The 12,662-nt window shown below is 69.6% G+C and carries 8 protein-coding genes; 6 read left to right on the plus strand and 2 right to left on the minus strand.

From position 1 onward, the window contains the following. Positions 1–26: 26 nt before the first annotated feature. From bcsZ (Q9R17_RS11240) to bcsZ (Q9R17_RS11250), 3 genes are all read left to right on the plus strand, one after another. Entirely contained in the window at positions 27–1,151 is a 1,125-nt protein-coding gene (bcsZ, locus tag Q9R17_RS11240; protein WP_308158332.1) for a cellulose synthase complex periplasmic endoglucanase BcsZ, read from the plus strand. Continuing rightward, entirely contained in the window at positions 1,133–5,572 is a 4,440-nt protein-coding gene (locus tag Q9R17_RS11245) for a cellulose biosynthesis protein BcsC (protein ID WP_308154730.1), read from the plus strand. Before bcsZ (Q9R17_RS11240) ends, Q9R17_RS11245 begins: the two co-directional genes overlap by 19 nt. 94 nt (positions 5,573–5,666) lie before the next feature. Then, a complete protein-coding gene (gene bcsZ / locus Q9R17_RS11250) occupies positions 5,667–6,812 on the plus strand; it encodes a cellulose synthase complex periplasmic endoglucanase BcsZ (RefSeq protein WP_308154731.1) in 1,146 nt (381 codons plus the stop codon). Between the two features lie 49 nt (positions 6,813–6,861). Here bcsZ (Q9R17_RS11250) and Q9R17_RS11255 read toward each other — a convergent pair whose 3' ends face one another. Further along, positions 6,862–8,178 carry an NCS2 family permease gene (locus tag Q9R17_RS11255; protein WP_308154732.1) on the minus strand — a complete coding sequence of 439 codons (1,317 nt, stop codon included), beginning with the start codon at positions 8,176–8,178 and terminating at the stop codon, positions 6,862–6,864. An 85-nt stretch (positions 8,179–8,263) separates the two neighbouring features. After that, the gene (gene ettA, locus Q9R17_RS11260; protein WP_308154733.1) at positions 8,264–9,928 is read right to left on the minus strand and encodes an energy-dependent translational throttle protein EttA; all 1,665 of its coding nucleotides are present in this window, start codon (positions 9,926–9,928) and stop codon (positions 8,264–8,266) included. A gap of 256 nt (positions 9,929–10,184) precedes the next feature. On the opposite strand from ettA, the gene Q9R17_RS11265 reads away from it, so the two are divergent. The 3 genes from Q9R17_RS11265 (at position 10,185) to Q9R17_RS11275 (ending at position 12,607) form a co-directional block, all read left to right on the plus strand. Continuing rightward, positions 10,185–10,670, plus strand: a complete 486-nt coding sequence (locus Q9R17_RS11265) for an RcnB family protein (protein ID WP_308154734.1) — start codon at positions 10,185–10,187, stop codon at positions 10,668–10,670. 115 nt (positions 10,671–10,785) lie between these two features. After that, entirely contained in the window at positions 10,786–12,039 is a 1,254-nt protein-coding gene (glyA, locus tag Q9R17_RS11270; RefSeq protein WP_308154735.1) for a serine hydroxymethyltransferase, read from the plus strand. A gap of 127 nt (positions 12,040–12,166) precedes the next feature. After that, a complete protein-coding gene (locus Q9R17_RS11275) occupies positions 12,167–12,607 on the plus strand; it encodes a hypothetical protein (protein WP_308154736.1) in 441 nt (146 codons plus the stop codon). The last annotated feature ends 55 nt before the right edge of the window (positions 12,608–12,662 follow it).

The raw sequence follows: 12,662 nt of genomic DNA on the forward strand, positions 1-12,662 counted from the left end.
TGCAGGACAGCACGCGCCGCCGTTTCATGCGCCTGCTGGCGGGAACCGCCGCCGCCGCGCTGGTGCCGGCCACGGTGAAGGCGGCCGCGCCGGTGGCCTGCCCGGGGCCATGGCGCGAGTGGCGCAGCTTCGTGCAGCGCCACATCGACACCGATGGCCGTGTGGTCGATTTCGCCAACAAGGACCTGCGCAGCACCTCCGAATCGCAGTCCTACGCCCTGTTCTTCGCGCTGGTGGACAACGACCCGGTGCTGTTCGACCGCGTGCTGGGCTGGACCCGGCGCCATCTCAGCGCAGGCCGTCCCGACCTGAACCTGCCGGCATGGCTGTGGGGCCGTGACGACAGCGGTCAGTTCCGTGTGCTGGACCCGAACACCGCAGCCGATGGCGAGCTGTGGATCGCCTACGCGCTGCTGGAAGCCGGCCGGCTGTGGAAGCGCCCGGGCCTGCTCGATGCCGGCCGGCAGATGCTGGCGTTGATGCACAAGGCCGAAGTGGTGCAGCTGCCCGGTTTCGGCCCGATGCTGCTGCCCGGGCGCAGTGGCTTCATCCGCGCCGACCGCTGGACGCTCAATCCCAGCTACCTGCCGCTGTTCGTGCTGCGCCGCTTTGCCGCGGTCGATCCGAAGGGCCCGTGGGCCCGCGTGGCCGAGCGCAGCGTTGCCCTGCTCGAAGCCAGTGCGCCGGTAGGCTTCGCGCCGGACTGGCTGGCCTGGAACGGCAAGGCCTTCGTGACCGACCCGGACAAGGGCGATGCCGGCAGCTACGACGCCATCCGCTGCTACCTGTGGGCCGGCATGGTCGATCCCGCCGATCCGCTGCGCCGGCGCCTGCTGCAGGGCCTGTCCGGCCCGGCCGGCATGCTGCGCGCGCAGGGGCACATGGCGGAAAAGGTGCAGGTGCGCAATGGCGTGGGTACCGGCACCGCGCCGGCCGGCTTCGCCGCAGCCCTGCTGCCGTACCTGGCCGCGTCCGGGCAGCCTGCCGCGCTGAAGGCGCAGCAGGCCCGGGTTGCCAGCGCCGGCGACCTCAACTATTACGAACGTGCGCTGGTCCTGTTCGGCAAAGGCTGGATGGACCGACGCTTCCGCTTTTCCGCCGACGGGCGCCTGCTGCCTGCCTGGAGTACCCCATGTTCCGCAAACACCTGAAGCCGCTGTGCCTGGTCGGACTGATCGACCTGTGCGTGCTGACCGCACCGGCCTGGGCCCAGAACGCCTCGGTGCAGCAGCTGGTCAACCAGGGCAACTACTGGCATGACCAGGGGCGCGAAGACCTGGCGGCGGATACCTGGCGCAAGCTGCTGGCCACCGATGCCAACCAGCCTGATGCACTGCTGGGGCTGGGCCTGATCGACCTCAACCAGGGCCGCCGCGCCGAAGCGCAGAAGCGCCTGCAGCTGCTGCAGGCCCGGCACCCGCAGGCACCGCAGACCGCGCGCCTGCGGCTGGCCCTGGGCGGTGGCGGCGGTGGGACCGACAACCCGTTGCAGGCGGCGCGCCGGTCGGCCGCCGCCGGGCGCTATGTCGAGGCCGTGCGCAGCTACGAGCAGGCCTTTGCCGGCAGCGCACCCCCGGATGATCTGGCGCTGGAGTACTACCAGGTGCTGGCCGGCACGCCCGAAGGCTGGAGCCGCGCCCGCGACGGCCTGCAGAAGCTGGTCGCGCGCAATGCCACCCCGGCCGCGCGGCTGGCGCTGGCACAGGTGCTGACCTACCGCGAACCCAGCCGCCGTGAAGGCATCAGCCAGCTCAGCGCGCTCAGCCAACGCCAGGACACCGGCGGCCCGGCCCGTACCGCATGGCGCCAGGCACTGCTGTGGCTCAATGCCAGCCAGGCCGATGCACCGCTGTACCAAGCGTTCCTGGGGGCACAGCCGAACGACCGCGAAGTGGCGGCCAAGGCCGCGCAGCTGCGCGAACAGGCCAGTACCGCCGCCGCCGCGGTCGATCCCAACCAGCGGCTGCTGGGCGAGGGGTTCCGTGCCCTGGACAACAACCAGCTGGAGCAGGCCGAGAACCGCTTCGCGCAGGTACTGCGCGCGCGTCCGCGCGATGCCGGTGCGCTGGGGGGACTGGGTTCGGTGCGCCTGCGCCAGGAGCGGTTCGAGGAAGCCAACGAACTGCTCAAGCAGGCCGTGGCCCGGGATGGCAAGTGGCGCAGTGCGGCCGACAGCGCACGCTATTGGTTGACCCTGCAGCAGGTACGCGGGCAGGCCGGCGCCGATGCCGCCGCACGCGTGCAGCAGGCCATCGCCCTGCAGCCGAAGCAGCCGGCCGGCTACGTGGCGCTGGCGCAGCTGCAGGAAAGCGGCGACCCGGCCGCGGCCGAGCGCAGCTACCGCAAGGCGCTGGAACTGGATGCGGGCAATGCCGGCGCCCTGCAGGGCCTGGTCGGCCTGCTCGGCCGCCAGGGCCGCGCCGAAGAAGCGGCGGTCATGATGGAACGGATGACCCCGGCGCAGCAGGAAAAGGCCGGTGGCCGCGCCGCGCTGCGCGCCAACCTGGCGCGTGCACGCGCGCAGGAAGCCATTGCCAGTGGCAGCCTGCAGATGGCGCAGGTGGAGCTGGAAGATGCCCTGCTGGCACAACCGTCCGACCCGTGGCTGCGGCTGGAACTGGCCCGCCTGTACCAGCGCATGGGCCAGCCCGCTGAAGCCGACCGGGTGATGGGCGAACTGGCCAATGCCGGCGACAACGCCTCGGTGGAGGCCCTGCAGGCGCAGGCGCTGTTCGCGCAGGAACGCCAGCAGTGGCCGCAGGTACTGGCGCTGCTGGACCGCATTCCCGCCAACGCGCGCACCGGCAGCATCGAGGCCATGCGCACGGTGGCACTGGTGCAGGCCCAGGGCGCACAGGCGCGCGGGCTGGCCCAGCGCCAGCGCGTGGGCGAAGCGCAGCTGCTGCTGGCGCGCACCGAAGCCGCACTGGGCAACCCGGCACAGAACCCCGAAGCGGTTGCCGCACTGGCCGGTGCCTATGCGGACATCGGCAGCAGCGAACGCGCGATGACCCTGGCCCGCTCGCTGCTGCAGGGCGATACCCCGAGCGTCGAATCGCGCCTGCAGTACGCCTCGGTGCTGCTGCGCGCCGGCCGCGATGGCGAAGTGGCCGCCGTGCTGCGCCAGCTGGCCCAGGCCCCGCTCGACAGCGCGCAGCAGGCGCGCCTGCAGGACCTGCGCGCCGGTTACGTGCTGCGCCAGGTCGATGCGCTGCGCGAGCAGGGCAACCTGGAAGCGGCCTACAGCGTGCTGGCCCCGGCACTGGCCGAGCACCCTGATGATCCCCGCAACATCGCCGCACTCGCACGCCTGTACAGCGCCGCCGGTGACCATGGCCAGGCGCTGGCGCTGTACCAGCAGCAGCTGCAGCGCAGCCCCGGTGATGTCGATGCACTGATCGCCGCGGCCGGCAGCGCCGCCTCGCTGCGCGACATGGACACGGCCGAAACCTACCTGCAGCAGGCGCTGGCCAAGGCCCCGGATTCGCCCGACGTGCTGGCCGGTGCCGGCCGCGTGTACCGTGCCGCCGGCAAGAACCGGCGGGCCGAGAGTTACTTCAAGGCCTCACTGGCTGCTGCCGCGCGCCAGTCCGGCTATGCCGATGCCGGGTTGCCGCGTTCGCGCAACGCGGCCCTGGCCGGTGGCGCCGGCACGTTCAATCCGTTTGCCGGCATGAACCGTGGGGTCGCCAGCCGCGCACTGCGCGGGAGCGATGCCCCGTTGCCGCCGGCCGTGGAAGCGCTGGCATCCGGCGGTGGCTACAGCGCCAGCGCCGCGCCGCTGCCCGGCACGCCGCAGGCGCCGCTGTTCGATGCCAGTGGCCTGCCCGAGCCGGCGGCCTCCCATGCCCCGGCGCTGGTCGATACGCTGCCGGTGCCCGGCCAGTCCGCCCGCAGCCGTCGCCCGGCGCCTGCCGCTGCTGCGCCCGCCAGCCAGGGCGTGCTGGCCGAACTGCGCGATCTCAAGGCCGAAAACAGCAGCAGCATCGCCGTGGGCGCCAGCTACCGCAGCCGCGACGGCCAGCCGGGCCAGGGCAAGCTGGATGACCTGCAGGTGCCGCTGGAAGCGCGCTTCGCGGTGGGCGATGGCAAGCTGATCGTGGCCGTTACCCCGGCCGTGCTCGATGCCGGCCGCCCCGCCGAAAGCTATGCCGATGCCAGCCGCTTCGGCGGTGGCCCGCAGGCCGCACTGGCCGGGGCACTGGCCGCCGACCGCACACCGGTGGACAGCCTGGTCGGTTCCTCGCTGTACCAGACGCTGCTGACCCGGGGTGAAAGCAACGCCACCCGCAACCTGATCGAGCAGCGCGCGCTGGACAATGGCCGCTACCAGGAGCTGTACAACCAGACCGACGGCTCGCTGACCGCGGCCGAACGCCGTGCCGCCGCACTGGCCGCCCTGTTTGCCGATCCGCTGCCGTCGTACCTGCTCTCGCGCGATGTGGCCAACACGCCGATCAGCCAGATCGCCAACCAGCTGTTGAACAACGGCAGCCTGTCGCGCGGCCTCACCGCCGGCGAACAGGCGCAGTTGAAGGCCCTGGCCAGCGGCGCCAGCGGCGGCCAGACCCCGATCACCTTCCAGGACACGCTGTATGCGATGGTGGCCAACGCCGCCGGTGCACGCCGCCTGTCCGCGCAGGACGCCACCGGTGCCGGCATCTCGGTGGGCTACCAGCGCGGTGGCCTGCGTGCCGATATCGGTACCTCGCCGCTGGGCTTCTCGGAAAACCAGATCGTCGGTGGCATCGGCTACGAAGGCCGCACCGGCGACATGTTCACCTGGAGCGGGGAAGCCTCGCGGCGTGCGGTGACCGACAGCGTGCTGTCGTTCTCCGGCGTGCAGGACGAGCGCACCGGGCAGCGCTGGGGCGGGGTGACCGCCACCGGCGCGAAGATCGGCGGCACGCTCGACAACGGCCTGCTCGGCGGTTATGCCAGCCTGTCCTGGCACCGCCTGCAGGGCCAGAACGTGGCCAACAACGAACGCCGCGAAGCCGGGCTGGGCGTGTACGTGCACGCGCTGGACACCGGCAACCAGGCGCTGACCGCCGGCCTGAACATCACCGCGCTGCAGTACGAGCGCAACCTCAGTGGCTTCACCTACGGCCACGGTGGCTACTTCAGCCCGCAGCGCTACCTGGATGTCGGCTTCCCGGTGCACTGGAACGGCCGCAGCGAACGCGCGCGCCTGGCCTGGCAGGTCGATGGCAGCATCGGCGTGCAGCACTTCGAGGAGAAGGCCAGTGACTACTTCCCGACCGACCCGGCCCTGCAGCAGGCCGCCTACGATGCCGCCTCGATGGCAGCGCTGCTGGGCCTGAGCAGCACCTACATCGCACCGGTGTATGCCGGCCAGACCAAGACCGGCGTGTCGTACAACCTCAGTGCGGCGGCCGAGTGGCAGCTGTCCAGCCAGCTGTTCCTGGGCGGGCGCATGGAACTGAACAACGCGCGCGACTACCGCCAGTTCGGCACCAGCCTGTACCTGCGCTTCCTGCTGGACCGCCTGGGTTCCGGGCTGGGCCTGCGCCCGCAGGTGCTGCGTTCGCCTTACGCCGGCGGCGAATGAACGTGGCCCGGGCGGACGGCCGGGCCTGCACGCGGTGCGCCAGCCGCGTGCGGTATACCTGTTGTTCCGCCCGCCCATGCACAGGGAGCCGCTGATGCCGTCCATCGCCGATCCATCCCGCCGCCGCGTGCTGGGTGCCCTGGCCGCATTGCCGGTGCTGTCGGTGGCCACGCCGCGTGCCTGCGCGGCGACACCCGCCAAGGGCTGGCCGGCCTGGCAGGTACTGTGCGACAGCAGCCTGAGCCAGGATGGCCGCATGATCGACCGCAGCCAGGCTGACCAGCGCAGCACCTCCGAAGGCCAGTCCTACGCGCTGTTCTTCGCGCTGGTGGCCAACGACGTGGCGCTGTTCGACCGCATTCTCGGCTGGACCCAGGACAACCTGGCCGGCAGCAACATGACCGGCCAGCTGCCCGCCTGGTTGTGGGGGCGCGATGCCAGCGGTGGCTGGCGCGTGCTCGATGCCAACCCGGCATCCGATTCGGACCTGTGGCTGGCCTACACCCTGCTGGAAGCCGCGCGCCTGTGGAAGCGCCCGGCGCTGCGCGACATTGCCACCGGCATGCTGGCGCAGGTGCGCGAGCGCGAAATCGTCACCCTCGATGGGTTGGGCCCGATGTTGCTGCCTGGCCCGCAGGGCTTCACCCAGGACGGCGCCACCCGGCTCAACCCGAGCTACCTGCCGCTGCCGCTGCTGCGCCGTTTCGCGGCACTGGAACGCAACGGGCCGTGGGCGGCGCTGGCCAGCAACACGCTGGCCCTGCTGCAGCAGACCGCACCAAAGGGCTTTGCGCCGGACTGGACGGCGTGGAAGGACGGTGCCTTCATCGTCGATCCGGTCCACGGCGCGGTCGGCAGTTACGACGCCATCCGCTGCTACACCTGGGCGGGCATGACCGCCGCCGGCGATCCGCTGTTCCGCCGCCAGCTGGCCGCGCTGTCCGGCCCGCTGCAGCGCCTGCGCAGCGGCTCGCCGATGTGGGAAAAGATCGATACGCGCAGTGGGGCAGGGCAGGGCGAAGGCAACTACGGCTTCCGCGCCGCACTGTTGCCGTATGTGCTGGCCAGTGGTGAAAAGATCCTGGCGCAGAACCTGCAGGCCAGCCTGCCCACGGTGGAACAGCAGCGCACCGACCCACCGGCCTATTACTCGCAGATGCTCAGCCTGTTCGGGCTGGGCTGGGCCGAAGGCCGTTGGCGCTTTGCCGCCGATGGGCAGCTGCAGCCACGCTGGCGCTGACGGTTGCCTCCGCCGGGCATGGCCCGGCGCTACCCGCAGTGCGGCGCTTCTATTCCAGTGCGTAGCGCAGTACGAACAGCCCGGCCACCAGCCACACCGCCGGGTGCACGTCGCGCCAGCGGCCGGTGCCGGCCTTCAGCGCGGCATAGGCGATGAAGCCGAACGCCAGGCCGTTGGCGATCGAATAGGTGAACGGCATCGCCAGTGCACACAGCGCGGCCGGCACCGATTCGGTCAGGTCGCTCCAGTCCACCTCCACCAGTTCGCGCAGCATCAGCCCGGCCACGAACAGCAGTGCCGGGGCGGTGGCATAGCCGGGCACCATCGCCGCCAGCGGCGAGAACAGCAGCGCGGCCAGGAACAGCGCGGCCACCACCAGTGCCGTCAGCCCGGTGCGGCCGCCGACCTGCACGCCCGAGGCGCTTTCGGCAAACGCGGTGGTGCTGCTGGTGCCCAGCAGCGAACCGGCAACAATCGCCGTGCTGTCGGCCAGCAGCGCGCGGCCGAACCGCTTCTGTGCGCCCGGCAGTTTCAGCAGCCCGGCGCGGCCGACCACCCCATACAGGGTGCCGGTGGCATCGAACACTTCCACCAGCACGAACACCAGCACCACCTGCAGCAGCACCGCCAGCGGCGCGCCACCGTCGTGGTGCAGCAGGCCGGGCAGGTCCAGCTGCAGGGAGGTCGGGGCCAGGCTCGGCGGCAGCGAGACCAGGCCGTGGTACTGCACGTCGCCCAGCGCCCAGCCGGCGGCGGTGACGGCCAGGATGCCGATCAGGATCGCGCCGCGCACGCGGCGTGCTTCCAGGATCGCGATCAGCAGGAAGCCGGCCAGCGCCAGCAGCGGCGGGGCCGTGTTCAACGGGCCCAGCGCCACCAGCGTGTCCTCGTTGCCGACGATCACGCCGGATTTCTGCAGCGCGATGATCGCCAGGAACAGGCCGATGCCGGCCACGATGGCCGACCGCAGCGAAGCGGGAATGCCCGACACCAGCCAGGCGCGCACGCCGGTCAGTGACAGCAGCAGGAACACCAGGCCGGAAATGAACACCGCCGCCAGTGCCTGCTGCCACGGCAGCCCGGCGGCACCGACCACGGTGAAGGCGAAGAAGGCATTCAGGCCCATGCCCGGGGCCATGCCCACCGGGAAGTTGGCGGCCAGCGCCATCACCACCGAACCCAGCGCGGCAGCCAGGCAGGTCGCCACGAACACCGCGCCGGCATCCATGCCGGTGGTGCCCAGGATCTCGGGGTTGACGAAGACGATGTAGGACATCGTCAGGAAGGTGGTGACACCGGCCAGCAGTTCGGTGCGCACGGTGGTGCCGTGCTGCTGCAGCTGGAACAGGCGTTCGAACAGGGACATGCGGGATCTCGCGCAGGTGTCGCCGGCACATGGGCGACCCATGAAAGGAGAAAGGCCGCGCAAGCGCGGCCTTTCCGGTGTTGCCTTACTTCAGCGCCTTGAAGCGCAGGCGCTTGGGGGCGGCGTCATCGCCCATGCGGCGCTTCTTGTCTTCTTCGTATTCGCGGTAGTTGCCCTGGAAGAACTCCACGTGCGAATCACCTTCGAAGGCCAGGATGTGCGTGGCGATGCGGTCCAGGAACCAGCGGTCATGCGAAATGACGAAGGTGTTGCCCGGGAACTCCAGCAGCGCATCTTCCAGCGCACGCAGGGTTTCGATGTCCAGATCGTTGGACGGTTCGTCGAGCAGCAGCACGTTGCCACCCTGCAGCAGGGTCTTGGCCATGTGCAGGCGGCCACGCTCACCACCGGACAGCGAACCGACCATCTTCTGCTGGTCCTGGCCCTTGAAGTTGAAGCGGCCGATGTAGGCGCGCGACTGGATCTCGATGCCGTTGATGTTGAGGATGTCCAGGCCGCCAGCGATTTCCTGGAAGACGTTGTGGTTGCCTTCCAGCGCGTCGCGGCTCTGGTCCACGTAGGACAGCTTCACGGTCGGGCCGACCACGATCTCGCCCGAATCCGGCTTTTCCTGGCCGGTGATCATCTTGAACAGGGTCGACTTACCGGCACCGTTGGGGCCGATGATGCCGACGATGGCGCCGGCCGGCACCAGGAAGCTCAGGTTGTCGAACAGCAGGCGGTCGCCGAACTTCTTGGAGACGTTCTTGAATTCCATCACCGCGTTGCCCAGGCGCTCGCCCGGCGGGATGAAGATTTCATTGGTCTCGTTGCGCTTCTGGTAATCGACCGACTGCAGCTCTTCCAGGCGGGCCAGACGGGCCTTGCCCTTGGTGCGGCCACCCTTGGCGTTCTGGCGCGACCACTCCAGTTCCTTCTGGATCGCCTTCTGGCGGGCCTTTTCCTGGTTGTCTTCCTGCTTCAGGCGCTCATCCTTCTGGGTCAGCCAGTCGGTGTAGTTGCCCTTCCACGGAATGCCGCGGCCGCGGTCCAGTTCCAGGATCCACTCGGCGGCGTTGTCCAGGAAGTAGCGATCGTGGGTGACGGCCACCACGGTGCCGGTGTAGCGCGCCAGGAACTGTTCCAGCCATTCCACCGACTCGGCGTCGAGGTGGTTGGTCGGTTCGTCGAGCAGCAGCATGTCCGGCTTCTGCAGCAGCAGGCGGCACAGGGCAACGCGGCGCTTTTCACCGCCGGACAGCTTGCCGACCACGGCATCCCACGGCGGCAGGCGCAGCGCATCGGCGGCCACGTCCAGCTGGTTTTCCAGGGTGTGCGCATCGCCGGCGGCCAGGATCGCCTCCAGGCGCTCCTGTTCCTTGGCCAGCGCATCGAAATCGGCGCCTTCCTCGGCATAGGCCAGGTACACCGCGTCCAGCGCGGCCTGGGCCTGCAGCACTTCGCCCACGCCTTCTTCCACCGCTTCACGCACGGTCTTGGTCGGGTCCAGCTCCGGTTCCTGCGCCAGGTAGCCGACCTTGATGCCGGCCTGCGGGCGGGCTTCGCCCTCGAAATCGGTGTCCACGCCGGCCATGATCTTCAGCACGGTGGACTTGCCGGCGCCGTTCAGGCCCAGCAGGCCGATCTTCGCGCCCGGGAAGAACGAAAGCGAAATGTCCTTGATGATCTGCCGCTTGGGCGGGACCACCTTGGACACGCGGTTCATGGTGTAGATGTATTGCGAGGACATGAGGTCTCCGTAGGGCGCGACCCTGCACCCGGCCCGTCACGGGAACGCCCCGTTACGAGAGCAGGCACAGTCTGAATGGGATACCGCCAATTATAGCCGGAACCGCTTACCGACCGCGCTGGGGCAGGGCCCCCGGGACTGGCCCCGGGCTGAACAATCGGTCACAGTCCTACAGCGGGAAGCGTTTCCAGCTGGAATTGGTTCAGATCGCCTGAGCAATATGGGAACCACCACCCACCCTTGCAGAGGTTTCATCATGCGCATCAATCGAGTCGTGGCTTCCGCCGTGGCCTCTGTACTGGCCCTGGGAGCCGTCAGCCCCGCCTTCGCCGATGACGACCACCGCCAGTGGCGGCAGGACCAGCGCGAATGGCGGCAGGACCGCCGTGACTGGCAGCGTGACCGCCGCGAGGCCTATCGCGACTACCGCGATGACCGCCGCGACTGGCGCCGCGAGCAGCGCTGGGACAACCGCTACTACCGCCCGGCGCCCCCGGCGGTGGTCTACCGCCCGGCACCGCCGCCGCCGCGCTATGGCGGCTACGGCGGCTATGGCTGGCGGGTGGGCTACCCGTACCGCAACTACTATTCCGGCCCGGTCTACGTGGTCAACGACTACAACTACTACCACCTGAGCCGCCCGCCGTACGGCCACCGCTGGATCCGCGATGACCGCGGCAACCTGCTGCTGGTGGCCATCGCCAGCGGCATCATCGCCGACTTCGTGATCAACGGCCGCTGAGGCCAGCAGGCCCCGGGGCTGGATGCGCTGCCGTATCCAACCCCGGCAGCCCGGCGGGGGGCTACAATCGGGGGCTCTGCTGTACCCCCTTTTCCCCTGCCTGCCGGAGTAACCGATGTTCCCGCGTGACGTCCGCATCGAAACCTACGATCCCGAACTGGCCAAGGCCATTGCCGCCGAAACCCAGCGCCAGGAAGACCACGTCGAGCTGATCGCCAGCGAGAACTACACCAGCCCGGCGGTGATGGAAGCCCAGGGCAGCCAGCTGACCAACAAGTACGCCGAAGGCTACCCGGGCAAGCGCTACTACGGTGGCTGCGAATACGTGGACATCGCCGAGCAGCTGGCGATCGACCGCCTCAAGCAGCTGTTCGATGCCGACTACGCCAACGTGCAGCCGCACAGCGGCTCGCAGGCCAACCAGGCCGTCTATTTCGCCCTGCTGCAGCCGGGCGACACCATCCTGGGCATGTCGCTGGCCCACGGTGGCCACCTCACCCACGGTGCCAAGGTCAATGCCTCGGGCAAGCTGTTCAACGCCGTGCAGTACGGCGTCAACGACCAGGGCCTGATCGACTACGACGAAGTCGAACGCCTGGCCCTGGAGCACAAGCCGAAGATGGTCGTGGCCGGCTTCTCGGCCTACTCGCAGGTGATCGACTGGGCGCGCTTCCGCGCCATCGCCGACAAGGTCGGTGCCTACCTGTTCGTGGACATGGCCCACGTGGCCGGCCTGGTCGCCGCCGGTGTCTACCCGAGCCCGCTGCCGCACGCCCACGTGGTCACCTCCACCACCCACAAGACCCTGCGCGGCCCGCGCGGCGGCATCATCGTGGCCAAGGGCGCCGACGAGGACCTGGTCAAGAAGCTGCAGTCCATCGTCTTCCCGGGCATCCAGGGCGGCCCGCTGATGCACGTCATCGCCGCCAAGGCCGTGGCCTTCAAGGAAGCGCTGGAGCCGGGCTTCAAGGCCTACCAGCAGCAGGTGGTGAAGAACGCCCAGGCGATGGCCACCACGCTGATCGCGCGCGGCTACAAGATCGTTTCCGGCGGCACCCAGAACCACCTGATGCTGGTGGACATGATCGGCAAGGACGTGTCCGGCAAGGATGCGGAAGCCGCGCTGGGTCGCGCCCATATCACCGTCAACAAGAACTCGGTGCCCAACGACCCGCGTTCGCCGTTCGTGACCTCGGGCCTGCGCCTGGGCACCCCGGCGGTCACTACTCGTGGTTATGTCGAACAGGACTGCGTGGACCTGGCCAACTGGATCGCCGACGTGCTCGACGCCCCGGCCGATGAGGCCGTCATCGCCCGCGTGCGCGATGCCGTCAGCGCGCAGTGCCGCAAGTACCCGGTCTACGGCTGATCGGGTAGTGGGGTCGGCTCCCTTCCTGCAGGGAAGGGCTCTGACCCCGGGCATCCGGATCGAAGCAGGGGTCGGATCCCTTTTCGCAGAAAAGGGCGCTGACCCCGGTACCGAGGAAATGACGCACATGGATGAGCGCCGCAGCAAGTACCTGTACGCCGCGCTGGCCGCGGCGTTCGGCCTGCCCAGCCTGCTGCTCGGGGGGGCGATGGCGGTGTTTGGCATCGGGGGCGGCCTGGCATCGCTTGCCGACGGCAACATCGCACGGCCCCTGCTGATGCTGGTCTGGAGCCTGGCCGGTCTCGCCGGATGCCTCGCCTGGCTGGGACTCAGCTGCGACTACCTGCTGGGCGGTCGCCGTGCGCTGCAGGCACGCAGCCGTGCACAATGGGGCGCGTTGCTGCTGGGAATGATCGCCAGCGTGCCGCTGCTTGGCATCGGGATCTGGCTGGGCCTGACCTATGGCCCCAGGGCCTTCGCGCTTTTGCTGGCGGGCCCCTCCCTGCTGCTGCCGGCCGCGCATCTGGCGTGGCTGCGCTGGCGCCAGGCCCCGGCCATGCAAGGCTGAGCCCTTGCCCTATTTGCTGGTTTGGCCCTTCTCAGGTACCGTTGCGACGCTGCCA

It is taken from the genome of Stenotrophomonas sp. 24(2023) (assembly GCF_030913365.1).
Lineage (GTDB): Bacteria > Pseudomonadota > Gammaproteobacteria > Xanthomonadales > Xanthomonadaceae > Stenotrophomonas.

What these genes read in the sequence shown, in the direction of transcription:
- Q9R17_RS11255 (WP_308154732.1), bottom strand. Translation starts at nt 8,178, where the DNA reads ATGTCCCTGTTCGAACGCCTGTTCCAGCTGCAGCAGCACGGCACCACC.
- ettA (WP_308154733.1), bottom strand. Translation starts at nt 9,928, where the DNA reads ATGTCCTCGCAATACATCTACACCATGAACCGCGTGTCCAAGGTGGTC.
- glyA (WP_308154735.1), top strand. Translation starts at nt 10,786, where the DNA reads ATGTTCCCGCGTGACGTCCGCATCGAAACCTACGATCCCGAACTGGCC.
- bcsZ (WP_308154731.1), top strand. Translation starts at nt 5,667, where the DNA reads ATGCCGTCCATCGCCGATCCATCCCGCCGCCGCGTGCTGGGTGCCCTG.
- Q9R17_RS11265 (WP_308154734.1), top strand. Translation starts at nt 10,185, where the DNA reads ATGCGCATCAATCGAGTCGTGGCTTCCGCCGTGGCCTCTGTACTGGCC.
- bcsZ (WP_308158332.1), top strand. Translation starts at nt 27, where the DNA reads ATGCGCCTGCTGGCGGGAACCGCCGCCGCCGCGCTGGTGCCGGCCACG.
- Q9R17_RS11245 (WP_308154730.1), top strand. Translation starts at nt 1,133, where the DNA reads ATGTTCCGCAAACACCTGAAGCCGCTGTGCCTGGTCGGACTGATCGAC.
- Q9R17_RS11275 (WP_308154736.1), top strand. Translation starts at nt 12,167, where the DNA reads ATGGATGAGCGCCGCAGCAAGTACCTGTACGCCGCGCTGGCCGCGGCG.